The organism is Bacillus sp. SKDU12, from assembly GCF_010093085.1.
Taxonomy (GTDB): Bacteria; Bacillota; Bacilli; order Bacillales; family Bacillaceae; genus Bacillus; species Bacillus mexicanus.
Genome location: NZ_MSRC01000017.1, coordinates 170,567 through 188,757, shown reverse-complemented (window position 1 = coordinate 188,757; position 18,191 = coordinate 170,567). Strand labels below are relative to the sequence as shown.

Genomic DNA, 18,191 nt, shown 5'->3' with positions numbered 1-18,191 from the left:
TTGCCCGCTTTTGACAAACGGCAAGTCTTTTTTTATCACTTCTGGTTTGCAGCTTCGACAGACGCTCCGATAAAGCCTTTGAATAGAGGCTGAGGTCTTGTCGGTCTTGACTTGAACTCTGGGTGGAACTGAGAAGCCACGAACCAAGGGTGATCTTTCAGTTCGATGATTTCAATAAGGCGTCCGTCAGGGCTTGTGCCCGAGAATACGAAGCCTTGATCTTCCATTTGCTGTCTGAATTCGTTGTTGAACTCGTAGCGGTGGCGGTGGCGCTCGTACACCACTTCATCCTGATACACTTCAAAGGCTTTTGTGCCTTCTTCAAGCTTACAAGGGTAAAGACCAAGCCGCAGCGTTCCTCCGAGATCCTCAATATCTTTCTGTTCAGGAAGAAGGTCAATGATCGGGTATTGAGTTGATGGATCAATTTCCGCTGAGTGAGCGCCATTTAAGCCCAATACATGTCGTGCGTATTCAATTGACGCAACCTGCATACCTAAGCATATGCCAAAGAATGGAATGTTGTTTTCACGCGCGTATTTTGTGGCGACGATTTTGCCTTCAACACCGCGGTCTCCGAATCCGCCCGGCACGATGATGCCGTCCGTTCCGTTTGCGAGTTCTTTGATGTTGCTTTCTGTCACTTCTTCAGCGTTGATCCATTTCACTTTTACATCTGTGTCAAACGCATAACCCGCATGGCGGAGTGATTCAACGACAGAAATATATGCGTCAGGAAGCTCAACGTATTTACCAACAAGGCCGATCGTAACCGTTTGTGATAGGTTGCTGACTTTGTTCACAAGCTCTTTCCACTCGGACATTTCCGCTTCTTTACATTCCAATTGCATGTGATTGCAAACTAGTTTATCAAGCCCTTGTTTTTGCAGCTCGAGCGGAATGGAGTAAAGGTTGTCCGCATCTTCACACTCGATCACCGCTTTTGTATCGATGTCGCAGAATAACGCGATTTTATCTTTCATATCTTGAGATATCGGCATTTCTGTGCGAACGACGATGATGTTTGGCTGAATGCCTAAGCTGCGTAATTCTTTTACACTATGCTGTGTCGGTTTTGTTTTCAATTCGCCCGCCGCTTTAATGTAAGGAACAAGCGTACAGTGGATGTACATCACGTTTTCGCGGCCGATGTCACTCTTCATTTGGCGGATCGCTTCAAGGAATGGCAGTGATTCGATGTCTCCGACAGTTCCGCCGATTTCTGTAATAACAACATCCGCGTTTGTTTCTTTCCCCGCACGGTAAACACGGTCTTTCAGTTCGTTTGTAATGTGCGGGATAACCTGTACTGTTCCGCCAAGGTAGTCTCCGCGTCGTTCTTTTTTAAGAACCGTTGAATAGATTTTACCTGTTGTCACATTGCTGAATTTATTCAAGTTGATGTCGATAAAACGCTCATAGTGACCAAGGTCCAAGTCTGTTTCAGCGCCGTCATCCGTTACAAATACTTCACCGTGCTGGTATGGGCTCATTGTTCCCGGGTCAACGTTGATGTATGGATCAAATTTTTGAATCGTCACGTTCAGCCCGCGGTTTTTCAGCAAACGTCCCAATGAAGCTGCTACAATACCCTTTCCAAGTGAGGATACGACTCCCCCGGTTACAAAAATATATTTCGTCATTTCGTTTGCTCCTCTCTTCGCTCTTAGCTACATGCTTAAAATGTACTGTTTTATAGAAAATCATTTAGCCTTTTAAATGATTTATAAGAAAAAATGAGGGGTGAAAATAAGAAAGCTCCCTTTCAATTTCTTGAAAGGGAGCATAACGCACTATGTTCTCTCTTCGTTTTTGAAGAGCCCAAAATACATACTACATAGTTCGACTATGAAAGTCAAGATCGTTTTGATGAGGGCGTTTTACTATTTAAGGTCCTCATCTTCTTCGTCTTCATCTTCTTCATCAACGATATCCTCTTCGATCTCAAGACCGTCATCGTCTTCGTCTTCATCGTCAAAGTCATCATCGGTGTCAATGTCGAGTTCTTCCTCAACTTCATCTAGATCAAGATCGTCTTCATCGACCTCTTCAAACTCGTCAAGATCAAGATCTTCTTCGACTGCTTTTTTTGCTTTTTTCTTTTTCGCCTTAACTGTCGGCTGCGTTTCTTCGTCAAGCTGATCGTACGGATACCAGCTGCGAAGCCCCCACGTTTGATCAGAAAGCGCTAAGAAGCGGCCGTCAATATTTAAATCTGTATAAAATTGAGCGATGCGGTCTCCTAGCTCTTCTTTTTTCACGCCGAGCAAAGATGCAATTTCATTTAAAAGCTCCTGAAAAGGAACTGGTTTTTTATGTTCTTCAAATAATTCGTGAGCGATTTCAACTAAAGCCATTTCCTTTAGCTCTTCCTGTGAATATTGTTTGATACCCAAGGTCGGACACTCCCTTTCTATTACTTATATGTATCTGTTTTATCAATAATGAAAGCATTTTTGTATCGTTCTTATACAAACCATACCTCTCATTATAAACAAAATAAAACAGAATATGCTACCCTTAACAGCGTTAATTTAAATAATTTTACAAGAGTGATCCGACTGATAGGTGTTTTCTGTCAATCCGCGAGCATTCTGGAGATGACCAGTCTTTGAATTTCTTGCGTGCCTTCATAGATTTGCGTGATTTTTGCATCACGCATATAGCGTTCAACCGGATATTCTTTAGTATAGCCGTAGCCGCCGAAAATCTGCACAGCTTCGGTCGTAACCTTCATCGCCGTATCCCCCGCCAGCAGTTTGGACATGGCGGAAGCTTTTCCATATGGAAGACCCGATGATTCAAGCCACGCCGCCTGATAGGTCAATAGCCTTGCAGCTTCTATCATTGTAGCCATATCAGCCAGTTTAAAAGCGATGCCCTGCTGCTCGGCAATAGATTTTCCGAATTGCTTTCTCTCTATTGCGTATAGAAGCGCCGCATCAAGCGCCCCCTGAGCAATGCCAACGGCTTGAGCGGCAATGCCGTTTCTTCCTCCGTCAAGTGTCTTCATCGCGATTTTGAAGCCTTCACCTTCTTCTCCGAGGCGGTTTGCTGCGGGTACTACACAATCTTCGAACATGACTTCAGTTGTGGGAGACGAACGGATGCCCAGCTTCTTTTCTTTCTTCCCTGCCAAAAATCCTTCAAAATCCTTTTCTACAATAAAAGCGGAAATGCCTTTTTTCTTTTTCTCGGGATCGGTGACTGCAAAAACAATATAAATATCCGCGACGCCGCCGTTTGTGATAAACACTTTTGAGCCATTTAGCACATAGTGATCGCCGATTCGTTCAGCAGTTGTTTTCATGCTGCCGGCGTCAGAACCGGCCCCTGCTTCAGTTAGGGCGAAAGCGCCGATTTTTTCTCCGAGGGCCAGCTGTGTTAAGTATTCTGTCTTCTGGTCTTCCGTTCCAAATGCAAACAGCGGCCAGCTGCAAAGGGAGATATGGGCGGAGAGCGTCACACCGGTGGAGGCGCACACTTTTGACAGCTCCTCCACCGCGATGACGTAGGCCAGATAGTCACTTCCGATACCGCCGTTTTCTTCAGGCCACGGAATTCCTGTCAGCCCCACATTCGCCATTTCTCGGAACAGCTTCCGATCGAAGCGCTCCTGCTCGTCGCGTTCTGCCGCTGTCGGAGCTATCTCGTGCTTCGCGAAATCACGGACTAATTTTCTTATCATCTCGTGTTCTTCTGATAATGAAAAATTCATGGCTTCTCCCCCGTTTTCATATCAGCGCCTAAGACAGATTGAGCCAGAAGTTCGGCGACGTCATACGTTTTGACTTGGTCTTCGGCTTCTTTCGCCTTCGTGCCGTCCCCGAGCATCGTCAGACAGTACGGGCACCCTGAACTGATCACCGATGGGTTGACTGCGAGCGCTTGCTCTGTCCTGGCGACATTTATTCTATTTCCCGTTTCTTCTTCCATCCACATTAATCCCCCGCCGGCGCCGCAGCACATGCCGGTTTCCCGGTTTCTCTCCATTTCAATCAGCCGTACGCCCGGAATGGCGTTCAAAATCTCTCTCGGGGGATCATAAACGTCATTGTACCGGCCCAAATAGCAGGAATCATGAAAGGTAATCGTCTCTTCAAGGGGGTGCTGCGGTTTTAATGTCCCGTTTTTCACCAGTTCTGCCAGCACTTCTGTATGATGATAAACCTCGCCTTCAAAACCGAAATCAGAATACTCGTTTTTAAATAAATTGTATGCGTGCGGATCAATTGTAACGATTTTTTTAATATGATTTTTTTCAAATTCGGAAATATTCTTTTCAGCCAGCTCTTGGAATAGAAATTCATTTCCAAGGCGGCGCGGCGTATCCCCTGAATTTTTTTCTTTATTGCCGAGGATCGCAAAAGACACGCCCGCGTGATTGAGCAGCTTAGCAAAGGAAATCACGACCTTCTGGCTTCTATTATCATAAGACCCCATGGAACCGACCCAGAATAGGTACTCAAATTCTTTCCCTTCTTTTTTCATTTCTTTTACGGTCGGAATCTCAGCATCCGGCGCCGAGTCACGCCAATTTTCACGTTCCTTTCGATTGAGGCCCCACGGATTTCCCTGCCGCTCGATGCTGGTCATAGCGCGCTGTGCATCACTGTCCATTTTTCCTTCTGTCAGTACGAGGTAGCGGCGGAGGTCGATGATCTTATCCACGTGCTCGTTCATGACAGGACATTGGTCCTCACAATTCCGGCAAGTGGTGCAGGCCCAAATTTCTTCCTCTGTAATGACGTCGCCGATCAAACTCGGATTGTAATCCAGCGCCGCCGCGGCTTCCTGCGATCCGCTGCCTGTTGACTGCGCCGCCAGTTGATTTCCTCTCGTATGGCGGAACGCTGCCTCGGGGACCCATGGCGAGCGCGAGGTGATGGCGGCGCCTTTTTCGGTGAGATGGTCTCTGAGGCGCAAAATCAAGTCCATCGGTGACAGCATTTTTCCCGTTCCTGTTGCAGGGCACATATTGGTGCAGCGGCCGCACTCAACACATGCGTACAGATCAAGCAGTTGAGACTGCCGGAAATCTTCAATTTTACCCGCTCCGTAGCTTTCTTTCGTTTCGTCGGTAAAATCAATTTTTTCAAGCTTCCCGGCTGATTCCATTCGATTGAAAAAAACATTGGCAGGCCCTGCGATTAAATGGGCGTGTTTTGATTGAGGCACGTACACTAAAAAGCTCAGCAAAAACAGAAGATGCACCCACCATGCGATATAGAAAATCACCGCGGCGCCTGTTTCTCCGATTCCGCCAAACAAAAACGCGATACTTGAGGCAATTGGTTCGTTCCACGAAAGTATGTGCCCATGCCAAATCAAATTCATCCCGTTCCCAAGCAGCACCGTCAGCATTAATCCCCCGATAAAAATGAGGACCAGTCCTGCTTTGAATCCGCGTTTCAGCCTGACGAGCTTTTCGATATAACGCCTGTAAAATGCCCAGCCCACAGCGATTAAAATGAGAAACGTAACGATTTCCTGAATAAAGGTGAAGGCGGGATAGCCAGGGCCGAGCGGCAGATTCCGGCCGGGAGCCAGCCCTTTGATAATAAAGTCGATCGCTCCGAACTGAACCAATATAAATCCGTAGAAAAACATGACGTGAATCATTCCGCTTTTCTTGTCCTTGAGCAGTTTTTTCTGTCCGAATACATTCACCCAAATAGCCTGAAGCCTTTCCTTAACCCGTTTATCGAAATGTTCTTTCTGTCCGAGCCTGATGTAAGCCAGCCTTGTTTTAACCAAGTAGACAAACAAATAGACAGAGTAAGCGGTTACAACAAGAAATAACAATGCATTCGCAATGAGAAAGCCGCTCATTCCAATCCCCCCTTTTTACTGATGAAGACCATGATTCCCTATCCTCGAATCTATATAAGATTATCTTCATGATAAATAATGAATGAGTGTTCAGTCAATAATTAAATTCCTGCGGTTCGGGCATACTACCGTTACTACGGAAAGGAGTGCCGGCATGAAGATATTTTTCGTCATTCTCATTATTGTCATCATCCTATTGGCTTTCATTCTGTTTGATATCTTCATGGGATATGCTGTTTATAAAAAAAACGCCTACGAGCCTGTCTTTTCAAAAAAGAAGAGTGATATCGAGTTGATTCACTGCGGCGCTGACCTAGTGGAACGGATGATGGAAGATATCCGCCAGGCCATTTCTTCTGTTCACATGATGTTTTTTATTATGAAAAATGATGAGGTCAGCCACAATATGTTTACATTGCTGAAAGAAAAAGCGAATTCCGGTGTCTCTGTTTATTTGCTACTGGATTGGTCCGGCAGCCAAAAAATAAAAAAACCAGCTCTGAAGACGTTGAAAAATGCCGGAGTTCATGTTCATTTTTTAAACAAGCCCCGCTTCCCTTTTTTCTTTTTTCATATACAAAAACGAAATCATCGGAAAATCACTGTGATAGACGGAAAAATCGGTTATATCGGCGGGTTTAATATCGCTGAGGAATATCTGGGAAAGAAAGCGAAGTTCGGCAATTGGGAGGATTATCATCTGCGTATGAAGGGAGAAGGCGTGCATGACCTTCAAACGCTTTTTGCTTCTGACCTAAAGCGAAATACCGGAATTGAAATGGGGTCGAAAGTTTGTCCAAAGCTCCAGCAGGGGAATATCTCTCATAAGATTTATGCGACTGACGGCTATTCGCTTGAAAACATGTATTTGGCCAATATCGCGCAGGCCAAGAATCGCCTTACTATTTGCACGCCTTATTATATCCCGTCAAGACCGCTTCGAGAGGCCCTGCTTAATGCGAGAAAAAACGGCGTTTCCGTGAGAATCATTGTACCGATGAAATCAGACCATCCGCTGGTACGAGAAGCGGCTTTTACGTATTATTCGGAGCTTTTGGATGCCGGCTGTCTGATTTATCGCTATTATCAAGGGTTTTATCATGCAAAAGCCGTCATCATAGACGACCATCTCAGCATCATCGGAACAGCCAACTTCGATAAGCGCAGCTTATTTTTAAATGAAGAGGTCAATGTCGAAATTGATGACGAAGCTTTTACAGGTGAGGTCTACGCCACAATCAACGAGGATATGAAAAAGTCGGAGCTGCTGACCAAGAAGGCTTTCAGCAGCCGCACATTCAGGCAGCGCCCGGCGGAATGGCTTGGCCGAGCATTATCTTATTTTTTATAAAGGAGAATTCCTATGATTTTCAGATTCGGGTTCGTATCAAACGCGATGAGCCTTTGGGAGGCGTCTCCCGCTAAAACATTGACATTCGCGCGTTATTCCAAGCTTTCAAAGGATGAAAGAAAAGAAGCACTGCTGACTGTGACAAGAGCCAACTTGCACAATACGATGAGAACCCTTCACTATATCATCGGCCATGGCATTCCTTTGTACCGTTTTTCCAGTTCAATTGTGCCATTGGCCACGCATCCCGATGTGATGTGGGACTTTGTCACGCCGTTTCAAAAGGAGTTTCAGGAGATTGGAGAGCTTGTCAAAACACATCATTTGAGAACAAGCTTTCACCCAAATCAATTTACCCTATTCACAAGCCCAAAGGAATCTGTTACAAAAAATGCGATAACCGATATGACGTATCACTACCGCATGCTTGAAGCCATGGGCATTGCTGATCGCTCTGTTATTAACATCCATATAGGCGGCGCTTACGGAGATAAAGACACAGCAACTGCACAGTTTCATCAACATTTGAAGCAGCTGCCGCAGGCGATCAAACAGCGGATGACACTTGAAAACGATGATAAAACCTATACGACGGAAGAAACGCTTCGAGCCTGCGAAAAAGAGAATGTGCCATTTGTCTTTGACTTTCATCATTTCTATGCCAATCCAGATGATGACGCAGACCTAAATGAAGCCCTGCCCCGGATGATCAACACATGGGAGCGAATCGGCCTGCCGCCGAAGGTGCACCTGTCTTCCCCAAAATCGGAGCAAGCCATACGCAGCCACGCCGATTATGTTGACGCGAATTTTTTGCTGCCGCTCTTGGAACGCTTCAGGCAATGGGGAACCAATATTGATTTCATGATTGAAGCAAAACAGAAAGACAAGGCTCTTCTCCGCCTGATGGATGAATTAAGCTCCATTCGCGGTGTTAAACGTATTGGCGGCGGCACGCTGCAATGGAAATCTTAAATGTGCCATATCAGGTTTACGGCTCGTCCGCTTTGGGAACATACCCTATATAAGACAACAATCGATGGAGGAGAAAGATTATGAAAAACATCAAGTCTCTGAAAGTAGCCGCACAGGCATTTACTTTAAGAAATTTGATTCATCTTTATAAAATGTGCCATTCTGGAAGCCACGAGGTTTATATTTATTCAAAGAAAACGATGTGCAAAATCAAAAACTTAATCGAGCTTGAAACATTCCGCATGGCTCATGATGAAAAGGAATATTTGATTGTAGTAGAAGGAACAAAAGCACCGCAGCTTGTTGAAAAATTCCAAAGTATGATTGAACCCGCTGAAAGAGAAGCGCTTTAAACTTACATATAAAAAAGGATAGACATCTTGTCTATCCTTTTTCTTATGTTCTTACATAATGGAGCTGAACCGCCTGTCCGAATTGTTTCATTCAAATTTCACCATAACAACATGAAAACATTGGTGCCAAAGCTGGCGAACGAAAATGCAAGTCGGCGAACTTGCCTATCATGGTCCCTTCTTACAAAACACCTGAAAACAGGCGGGCGAAGGATTCCTTTGTCCGATCGATCATTCCCCTTTTATAAAAGCCGACAGGGCTGAGTTTTTCACTGTCCAGCATATCCTCTTCATAATGGTCTTCAAGGGTGCGGATTGCTTCGGCATCCGTAAAGAACACGTTCACTTCAAAATTGAGCTGGAAGCTGCGCATGTCCATATTTGCGGTGCCGACAGAGGCTAGATCACCATCAACGATCATGACTTTTTGATGCATGAAGCCTTTTTGGTAGGAATAGACTTCAATGCCTTCGAGAAGAAGCTCCGGGAAATAGGATCTCGACGCGTACTGCGTCAAAAAGCTGTCGTTCTTCTCCGGCACCATGACCCTTACTTGCACGCCTTTTGCCGCTGCTGCTTTCAGCGCTGTACGAATGGATTCATTCGGAACAAAGTAAGGGGTGGCGATCCATATTGATTTCTGTGCTGAAGCGATCATTTCATAATAAAGGTCGCTCATGCTTTCCTTCATGTCAGGGCCTGTCGCGACAACTTGATAAATGCCCTCTCCTTCGACTGGAACTGGAGTATTGTACTCCTCTAGATCAATTAATACTTCGTTGGAGACGTATTCCCAATCCAGCATAAAGATGGCGTGAAGCGTTTGCACAATTTCTCCTTCCAGTCTTAGGTGGGTGTCTCTCCAAAAGCCTATATACGGATCTCGGCTGATATATTCCTTCCCGACATTTAATCCGCCCACAAAACCGATTTCCCCATCAATGATCACGATTTTCCGGTGATTCCTAAAATTCAGCTTTTGATTAAAGAACCCGTATTTTAGCGGAGAAAACGGAACAATGTCCACTCCCGCCTGTTTCATTTTCACGATATCTCGTCCAGCCAGTTTGATGCTTCCTGCAGCGTCATATAAAAACCGCACCTCGACACCTTGGCGCGCTTTTTCCATCATAATGTCCATCATCCCGCGGCCGAGCATATCTGATTTAAACATGTAGTATTCAATATGTATATAAGATTCTGCCTTCCTCATTGCTTTGAAAATGTCCGGGAAGGTTTCTTCGCCGTTTTTCAGTACTTTGATATTGCTTTTCGTATTGATATTCATATGGGCGGCCTTGATAGAGTATGTAAAGAATCTTTTCTGATTGTCCTTCAGCTCTGTGACTGGCGGCGTCTCTTCCATATCAAACAGCTTCCTGAGCTTTTCCCTGTTGTACATTCGTTTTGTCTTAAACAGCTTTCCTTTTACATACAGCTGTCCGGAGAATAGATAAAACATGTAGCCGGCGATCGGAAAAAAGATAAGAATGTGGATCCATAACAGCGTGTGCTGCGAGGTGCGGTTTTCAAGAAGTAACGAATAGATGCTGAACAAAATAATGCTGACATAGCAAAGCAATCCTCCGTAAAATTCAAGTCTGGAAACCGGAAAAAACCATATGACATATGCCCCGATAAGCATGAGATATAAAAAGAAAAATTCCAGTCTCCTTTTCAGCATCCTGATTCTCCCCAATCTGATTCGATTACCTCCGTATTCCCTCTTTTCTATAACCGGTAAACCTTTTATATAAAAAAAGCCTCTCCGCTAAGTGCGGAAAGGCTTATGATGAAGCTTCCTGAGATTGGCCGGGTGTGATGTTCTGGAGCAAGGCCGGCTTGAGGGAATAACTGCTTTTGATTTTATTTTTGAAGAAGCCGACGACCAGGCCCGTAACTGCAATCGACACAAAAGAGAAGATCCCTCTCAGCAATCCCACAGAAAAAATCCCGGCCAGCACTACACCAAAATCAAAGAGAAAATTAACCATTCCCGGATTCCATCCGCAGCGTTTTTGCAAAAATAATGCGAGAATATTGGCACCGCCCAGCGATGCTTGATGATAAAACATGAGTGACAGGCCAAGCCCGATCAGCGCACCGCCGCAAATCGCCCCGGCAAGCGGCGGAAAAGAGACAGGCGGCAGCCAGTGATCCGCGCTTGTAAACAGAGTCAGCGCTGTGACTGCAAATATGGTGGATAGAGTGAATTTGATGCCCATTCTGATGAGAGAAAACACATAAAACGGGATATTGATCAGAAAGAAGATGATGGCAAACGAGGAATGAAATAAATATGTCAGACTTAGTGACAGTCCGGCTGTGCCGCCAGTTAACACATGAGAATGTCTGAGGGTCAGGACCCCGGCGCTTGTGATCAGACAAGCAATTAAAATGAGTAAAATCCGCTTCATTCTTCACGCTCCTTCTAGATCATGTTGTTTCCACCTACAAACATAACAAACTTTCTCACCGCCCAGCCATTTCATTGGCAGAAAATATTACACGATTATGAAAAAAATCCCCCTTTTGCAAGGGGGATTTTTCACGAGCGTTTCCGATATACGACATAGCTTCGTGTCAAATACTTGAGCGGCAGGCTGAATACGTGAACCAATCTTGTAAACGGCCACAGGATAAAAACAACGTATCCGATTATGATATGAAACTTAAACCATAGCGGGACACTCTCCATCAAAGAAGCGTCAGGCCGGAACAAAACAATTTCCCTGAACCATGGCCCGACTGTTGTCCTGTAATCAAATCCTTTCGAATCAATGTTGAGAAACGTGGCCGCAACCCCCGTCAGCATCATGAACAGCAGCAGGATGAGCGTCAGGATATCCGTTGGGGAGCTGGTTTTGCGGATTCTTTTGTCAAACAGCCTTCTGTACGTCAGGATAACGAGTCCGGTACATGCCGCAATCCCCGCTGGCAGGCCTGCGCCAATCGCCATTTTGTGATACATATGCTCTGAAATGCCAAGGGAAGAATACACGGCTTCCGGAATAAGAATGCCCATGACGTGCCCGCCGACAACGCACACGAGGCCCCAATGAAAAAGTGTACTGCCCGCCGCCAGTTTTTTCTTTTCTAACAGCTCACTGGATTTCGCCGTCCAGCCAAATTGGTCATGCTGATAACGGTAAATATGGCCGCCGATAAAGATTGTCAAAACAATGTATGGCATTACGCCCCACAGGATTTGCCCGCTCATGCCTGAACAGCCCCTTCTTCAGTGCTTTCACGCACCCCGATGTTTTCCAGGGCGTCCTGCAGCACATGCAGCAGCTCCGCATATATGCTGTTATTTATTTCGAGACGGGAAGCCAGCTCCCTCACATTGGACAAATATTTTCCAAACACACTTCTCGCTGCTTCAACCTCTGCTACTGCGGCAAATTCCAGCATAAGCGGCAGGTAATCAGGCAGCTCTTTCTCTGTCGGCAGGAAACCGGATTCCTGGTAAGTGTTTTTTAAATGCAGCAATTCAATCCCGCGTTCCCTTTGCTCTCCTGAGTTAAAGTAGGTCACATACATATTCGTTTTTTTCCCGAAGTCAAACGTATAGACATAGTGCTCGATCAATGCTTCTTGAGAGAAGCTGGATGCCCCCTTGAAAAAGTGCATCAGCTTCTCCCTGATTTGCTGGTTGCTGATTTCATGAATAAGAGCCTTCCAATCAGGAAGCTCAGCTCTCCACTCTTCATCTGGATAGGCAAGAAGGCAGGAAAGAGCGGAGAACGTCATTTGCCGGTCTGTGGTGTTCATCTTGTTACACCTCATTTATCAAAAGTTAGAAACAAGAGCCGGGGCCGCCTGAAAATGATAAGCCGCAGCTTCCTTGTTCAGCGTATAAATCTGACACATCTTCTCGGTGGCTGCTTGGGATCACAAAGCGGTCATCATATTTAGCGATGGCAAGCAGCCGATACATGTCTTCAATTTGCTGTTCTGTTAAGCCGACACTGGATATGAGATCCGGGTCGACGGATTTATTCGTCTGGACTGCTCTCATATACTGGCGCATGACAGACATTTTCTTTAAAGTTGAACGAATATGGTCTGTATCACCAGCCGTTAATAGCTGCGCCAAATAGTCAATCGGGATTCTCATTTGGTCGATAGCCGGAAAAATGTCTTCCGCCGTTTGCTGGCTTCCTTTCCCTTCAAAGAGATTCATAATCGGGCTCAGCGGCGGAATGTACCAAACCATAGGCAGTGTGCGGTATTCTGGGTGAAGCGGCAGCGCAATCTTCCAGTCGATGATCATTTTATAGATCGGCGATTGCTGCGCGGCCTCGATCCATTCAGCCGGGATGCCTTGTTCTTTTGCCTGTTTGGCAACCTCAGGATCATTCGGATCAAGAAAAACGTCTAATTGTGAATGGTACAGATCCTTTTCATTTTCAACAGATACCGCTTCCTCCACTTTGTCCGCATCATACAGCATGACACCGAGGTAGCGGATTCGGCCTACACACGTCTCGGAGCAGATGGTCGGCAGACCCGCCTCCAAGCGAGGAAAGCAGAGTGTGCATTTTTCCGCTTTGTTCGTTTGCCAGTTAAAATAAACTTTTTTATAAGGGCAGGATGAGACGCAATATCTCCATGAACGGCATGCGTTTTGATCCACAAGCACAATGCCGTCTTCCTCGCGTTTGTACATAGCGCCGGACGGGCAAGATGACACGCAAGCCGGGTTGATGCAGTGCTCACAAATACGCGGAAGATACATCATAAAGACTTCATCGAATTCTGTTTTGATCGATTCCTCCATCTTTTGCACGTTTGGATCCTCAAGCCCTGTAATGTGGCCGCCCGCGAGATCATCCTCCCAGTTCGGCCCCCATTCGATATTCATGAAATCTCCCGTCAAGGACGATTTCGGCCGCGCCACCGGCTGGTGTTTTTTCTGCGGGCTGTTTGTTAATGTTTCATAATCATAGTTCCAAGGTTCATAGTAATCATCAATCGTCGGCTGGTTCGGGTTATAGAAAAGGCCTGCGAGCCGGTTTGTTTTCGGGCCTGATTTCAGTTCAAGCTTGCCCTTTTTCAATGTCCAGCCGCCTTTATATTTATCTTGGTCCTCCCATTGCTTCGGATAGCCGATGCCCGGCTTTGTTTCTACATTGTTAAAGTACATATATTCCGCACCGGCACGGTTTGTCCACGTATTTTTACAGGTGACGCTGCACGTGTGGCAGCCGATGCATTTATCTAAGTTCATGACCATCCCGATTTGCGCTTTAATCTTCAAGCCAATCGACCTCCTTCAGCTTGCGGATGACGACGTTCAGGTCGCGCTGATTCCCTGTTGGACCGTAATAGTTAAAGCCGTAGCTGAGCTGGGCATAGCCCCCGATCATTTGTGTCGGCTTGACGTGAATCCTTGTCGGGCTGTTGTGGGTGCCTCCGCGGTTATTTGTCAGTTTCGTGCCGGGCACGTTGATGTGGCGGTCTTGGGCATGGTGCATAAATGCCATTCCTTTAGGAATCCGGTGTGACAAAACCGCTCTCGCGACGACTACGCCATTTCGGTTGAAGCACTCAATCCAATCATTGTCTTTAATATCCGTGTCTCCCGCGTCATCTTTATTCATCCATACAGTCGGCCCGCCGCGGAACAGCGTCAGCATCGGCAAAGAATCAAAATACATGCTGTGGACAGACCATTTATTATGCGGCGTCAAATAATTAAGAACGATTTCTTTGCCCTCTTGGTCAGGCCGCTTGTTTAGGAACGGGCGATGCTGAAGAATCGGTTTAAATGTCGCCATCGTTTCACCGAATTCCATCATCATTTCATGGTCGACATAATAAGATTGTCTGCCGGTCAGTGTTCGCCACGGAATTAATTTTTCTACGTTGGTCGTAAATGGCGAGTACCTGCGTCCCCCTTTTTCTGAACCTGTAAATGCCGGAGACGTGATGACCGTTTTCGGCTGAGCTGTGATTTGCTCAAACGTAAAGCATTCTTCCTCCCGTTCTTCCGCCAAGTCTTTCAATTCTAGATTTGTAATATTTTCAAGCGATTCCCATGCCTTCACAGCGACTTTTCCATTCGAAGTGGATGATAGGGTTAAAATTGCTTCTGCTGTCTGCTTTGCTTCGCTTATATTCGGGCATCCTTTCGCAATGCTGTCCGAGGTGATTTCTCCCAGCCTCTTCTTGAGTGATTCATATTCCTCGGCAATCGACCAGCTCATCCCTTTTGTTCCGCTCGGTTTTAAACCGGTGTGAGGCCCGAGCGCGGTCATTTTATGATAAATGTGTTTGTAATCCCGTTCGACGACTTGAATGTTCGGCATCGTTTTTCCCGGAATAGCTTCACATTCGCCTTTGCTCCAGTCATTGATTTTACCGAACGGCTGAGCCAACTCCTGCTTCGTATCGTGAAGAAGCGGTGTCGCTACAACTTCTTTCACCGGCTCCATATCGACTTCTTCTGCCAGATCGGAAACGGCTTTTGACAGCGCTTTGAAAATATCCCAGTCCGACTTTGATTCCCACGGAGCCGAGATGGCCGGGGCGAAAGGATGAATGAACGGGTGCATATCTGTGCTGCTGAGATCGTGTTTTTCATACCATGTCGCCGCCGGCAGCACGATATCGGAATACAATGCCGTACCAGCCATTCGAAAATCAAGATTGATTAATAAGTCGAGCTTTCCTTCAGGTGCCTGCTCCCGCCATTTGATCTCTTCAGGGCGGATGCTTTCGCTGTCGTCATTCATCAAACCGTTCGTCGTTCCCAGCAGATGCTTAAGAAAATATTCATGTCCTTTTCCTGAGCTTGAGATCAGATTCGCCCGCCATACGAAGAGATTTCTTGGAAAATTGGCTTCATTATCGGGATCTTCAATCGCGAATTTCAGCTTTTTCTCTTGAAGCTGTGAGGCCACATATGCACCAACAGCTTCTGGTGTGGCTGCTCCCGCTGTTTCAGCTTCTTTGTATAGGTCAATGCCGTTTTTATCGAAAGTCGGGTAGGACGGCAGCCAGCCTAAGCGCGCTGCCATCACATTGTAATCGGCATGATGCTTGTAACGTGATGACCCAGCAATCGGTGAAGCCAAGTCACTGACGGGCTGGTCCTCATACCGCCACTGGTCTGTCGCAAAGTAGAAAAATGAGGTGCCGTTTTGCAGCTTAGGTACACTCTCCCAGTCCTTTGCATTTGCAATCGTCTGCCAGCCTTCAGCAGGACGAAGCTTTTCCTGTCCCACGTAATGGGCCCAGCCTCCGCCGTTTACGCCTTGAGCGCCTACTAGTAATACAAGATTTAATACAGCCCGGTAGATCGTGTCGGAATTGAACCAGTGGTTAATCCCTGCTCCTACGATAATCATGGACCGGCCGTCTGTATCGATCGCATTTTGAGCGAACTCTCTGGCAATCTTAATGACAGCTTCTTTTTTGATTCCTGTCATCTGTTCCTGCCATCCTGGTGTAAACGGCTGAGGATCATCATAAGAGACAGGTGATTGGTCACCGATGTCCCGGTTCACGCCGTAGTTGGCCAGTATCAAGTCAAACACAGTCGTGACACACACCTCTTCGCCGTTCAGATCCAGTTTTTTAATCGGAAGATCCCGCTCAAGCACTTTGTTTCCGTCATTTGAAAAATACGGGATACGCACTGTGCCGATTTCGTCTTCTATTCCGAGCACAGAGAGACGGGGTTCAATCGACTCTTCGGTTTCTTCATCGATCATGTGCAGGTTCCACTTCTGCTGTCCGTCCCAGCGGGAGCCCATGGTTCCTTGCGGTATGGCAAATGTGCCTGTCTGGTCATTCCAGACCGCAGGCTTCCACTGATCATTTTTTGTCTGCCGTCCGATGTCATTCGCATGCAGAAACCGGCCCGCTGTGTATACGCCATTTTCTTTTGACAAGGTAACGAGGAATGGAAAATCCGTGTATTGCTTCGCGTATTCAATGAAACGTTCCGTCTCTTGATTCACATAAAATTCCTGCAAAATGACGTGGCCCATTGCCATCGCAAGCGCCCCGTCAGTCCCTTGACGGATACTCAGCCAGTCATCCGCAAACTTTGAGGATTCCGCAAAATCAGGACTGATCGAAATGACCTTAGCGCCTTTATAGCGGGCCTCAGCCAAAAAGTGCGCATCAGGCGTTCTCGTTAATGGCACGTTGGATCCCCATGTAATGATATAGCCTGAATTGTACCAATCACTGCTTTCCGGAACGTCCGTCTGGTCACCCCATATTTGCGGAGATGCCGGCGGAAGATCCGCGTACCAATCGTAAAAACTGAGCATAGGGCCGCCGATTAATGACATAAACCGAGAGCCTGAGGCGTGGCTGATCATGGACATGGCCGGTATCGGAGAAAAACCGACATTCCGGTCAGGCCCGTATTTCATGACTGTATACAGCAAAGAGGCTGAAATCAGCTTCAGCACTTCAGGCCATTCAGCGCGCACAAAACCGCCTTTCCCTCTTGCTTGTTTATAGGAGTTCGCTTTTTCAGGGTTTTCAACTATTGATTTCCATGCATCCAGCGGATTTTGATGCTCCTGCAATGCTTCGCGCCACAAATTGATCAGTACACTACGCACGTAAGGATATTTCACACGGAGCGGGCTGTAGATATACCATGAAAAACTGGCCCCGCGCGGACAGCCTCTCGGTTCGAAATCTGGCATATCCGGGCCTGTTGATGGATAATTCAAGTTTTGTCCTTCCCATGTGACAATTCCGTTTTTCACATAAATGTTCCAGCTGCAGGACCCCGTGCAGTTGACGCCGTGGGTGGAGCGAACGACTTTGTCGTACTGCCATCTGCTTCTGTATACATTCTCCCAATCGCGATCTTCGCGGGTGGTTTGGCTATGTTTATTTGAATGGTGTTCGATAGGAGAAAAATAATTCAATCTCCTAAACAACGGACTCATTTTCTTTTTCTTCATGAGAGTTCACTCCTTCCGAGTCAGGTGATGCTACGTTCACTATAAACAGAGACCGCAGATTTCCTTGTGAACTATGTCACACACTCCGCTTTTTTCACAAAATATTCACATTAGGGAGAAGGAAGAGCTTTTACAGGAAATGATGAAGGCGGTATTCAGGCAGGACGCTTAAATCAATTAGCAAAAATCAAAAAACCGGCTCTAATTAAGAGCCGGACTCAGCATTTTCATCCTGTGATGTATGCAAATAGCGCAAAAATAATTGATAGGAGCAAAAGACATTTTGCTGAAGCATAGCCAAAAAATTCATTTGCAGCCGCGAGTTATAAGACATCACTTTTTTAAATATACGGTAAGGGATATTGAGAATCAGAATGTCTGAAGCGGCTTGGACTGAGATAAAAGGCGATAAATACATTTCTCCTTTTTCATCAATCGGGAACACATCGCCCTTTTCCCATAGCGCAACGGTTTTCGAGCCTTCTGGGAGCCTGCTGTCCATAAAACGGACACTGCCTTTTAATACAATATAAACAGATTGAGAATGAAGAAAGGATGGAGACTGACTGGACGATCCGCTGATAAACGTCCCGTTTTTCAGCAAGGTTTCAACAATGGATAGAGGCACTTCATTAAACATAGGAAGTTGTTTCAAAAATAATAAATAGTCACACTGTTTCATAGGAAAGCCTCCTGTGCTAAGGATAGCTTTAGTGTAGCTATATTGAACCTATATAGCAG

General features: G+C 46.2%; 14 protein-coding genes. 3 read left to right on the top strand and 11 right to left on the bottom strand.

The window, feature by feature from the left end:
• Window positions 1–35 precede the first annotated feature (35 nt).
• The 4 genes from pyrG to BTW01_RS15145 all read right to left on the bottom strand — a co-directional run bounded on the left by pyrG (window position 36) and on the right by BTW01_RS15145 (window position 5,832).
• Entirely contained in the window at window positions 36–1,643 is a 1,608-nt protein-coding gene (gene pyrG, locus BTW01_RS15160; RefSeq protein ID WP_162103826.1) for a glutamine hydrolyzing CTP synthase, read from the bottom strand.
• Window positions 1,644–1,883: 240 nt separating this feature from the next.
• A complete protein-coding gene (rpoE, locus tag BTW01_RS15155; RefSeq protein ID WP_162103825.1) occupies window positions 1,884–2,396 on the bottom strand; it encodes a DNA-directed RNA polymerase subunit delta in 513 nt (170 codons plus the stop codon).
• A gap of 182 nt (window positions 2,397–2,578) precedes the next feature.
• On the bottom strand, window positions 2,579–3,718 hold the full coding sequence (gene acdA / locus BTW01_RS15150) for an acyl-CoA dehydrogenase AcdA (protein WP_162103824.1): 1,140 nt from the start codon (window positions 3,716–3,718) through the stop codon (window positions 2,579–2,581).
• The gene (locus BTW01_RS15145) at window positions 3,715–5,832 is read right to left on the bottom strand and encodes a heterodisulfide reductase-related iron-sulfur binding cluster (RefSeq protein ID WP_162103823.1); all 2,118 of its coding nucleotides are present in this window, start codon (window positions 5,830–5,832) and stop codon (window positions 3,715–3,717) included. The genes acdA and BTW01_RS15145 overlap by 4 nt, the downstream gene beginning before the upstream one ends.
• A gap of 154 nt (window positions 5,833–5,986) precedes the next feature.
• Between BTW01_RS15145 and cls (BTW01_RS15140) the strand changes: the two genes are divergently transcribed.
• The 3 genes from cls (BTW01_RS15140) (at window position 5,987) to BTW01_RS15130 (ending at window position 8,511) form a co-directional block, all read left to right on the top strand.
• Window positions 5,987–7,183: a cardiolipin synthase gene (cls, locus tag BTW01_RS15140; protein WP_162103822.1), complete on the top strand. Its 1,197-nt coding sequence runs from the start codon at window positions 5,987–5,989 to the stop codon at window positions 7,181–7,183.
• Between the two features lie 12 nt (window positions 7,184–7,195).
• Window positions 7,196–8,158: a UV DNA damage repair endonuclease UvsE gene (uvsE, locus tag BTW01_RS15135; protein WP_162103821.1), complete on the top strand. Its 963-nt coding sequence runs from the start codon at window positions 7,196–7,198 to the stop codon at window positions 8,156–8,158.
• An 80-nt stretch (window positions 8,159–8,238) separates the two neighbouring features.
• Window positions 8,239–8,511, top strand: coding sequence for a hypothetical protein (locus BTW01_RS15130; RefSeq protein WP_162103820.1), 273 nt, complete (start codon window positions 8,239–8,241; stop codon window positions 8,509–8,511).
• 181 nt (window positions 8,512–8,692) lie between these two features.
• Here BTW01_RS15130 and cls (BTW01_RS15125) read toward each other — a convergent pair whose 3' ends face one another.
• The 7 genes from cls (BTW01_RS15125) to BTW01_RS15095 form a co-directional block, all read right to left on the bottom strand.
• Window positions 8,693–10,195, bottom strand: coding sequence for a cardiolipin synthase (cls, locus tag BTW01_RS15125; RefSeq protein WP_162103819.1), 1,503 nt, complete (start codon window positions 10,193–10,195; stop codon window positions 8,693–8,695).
• Between the two features lie 103 nt (window positions 10,196–10,298).
• Complete coding sequence (locus tag BTW01_RS15120) at window positions 10,299–10,928, bottom strand: YitT family protein (RefSeq protein ID WP_162103818.1); 630 nt, start codon at window positions 10,926–10,928, stop codon at window positions 10,299–10,301.
• Window positions 10,929–11,059: 131 nt separating this feature from the next.
• Window positions 11,060–11,731, bottom strand: a complete 672-nt coding sequence (gene narI / locus BTW01_RS15115) for a respiratory nitrate reductase subunit gamma (RefSeq protein ID WP_162103817.1) — start codon at window positions 11,729–11,731, stop codon at window positions 11,060–11,062.
• Entirely contained in the window at window positions 11,728–12,285 is a 558-nt protein-coding gene (narJ, locus tag BTW01_RS15110) for a nitrate reductase molybdenum cofactor assembly chaperone (protein ID WP_162103816.1), read from the bottom strand. Before narJ ends, narI begins: the two co-directional genes overlap by 4 nt.
• A 25-nt stretch (window positions 12,286–12,310) precedes the next feature.
• A complete protein-coding gene (gene narH, locus BTW01_RS15105) occupies window positions 12,311–13,774 on the bottom strand; it encodes a nitrate reductase subunit beta (protein ID WP_162103815.1) in 1,464 nt (487 codons plus the stop codon).
• A complete protein-coding gene (locus BTW01_RS15100; protein WP_162103814.1) occupies window positions 13,764–17,450 on the bottom strand; it encodes a nitrate reductase subunit alpha in 3,687 nt (1,228 codons plus the stop codon). Before BTW01_RS15100 ends, narH begins: the two co-directional genes overlap by 11 nt.
• Before the next feature lie 205 nt (window positions 17,451–17,655).
• Window positions 17,656–18,132 carry a Crp/Fnr family transcriptional regulator gene (locus BTW01_RS15095; RefSeq protein WP_162103813.1) on the bottom strand — a complete coding sequence of 159 codons (477 nt, stop codon included), beginning with the start codon at window positions 18,130–18,132 and terminating at the stop codon, window positions 17,656–17,658.
• Between the last annotated feature and the right edge of the window lie 59 nt (window positions 18,133–18,191).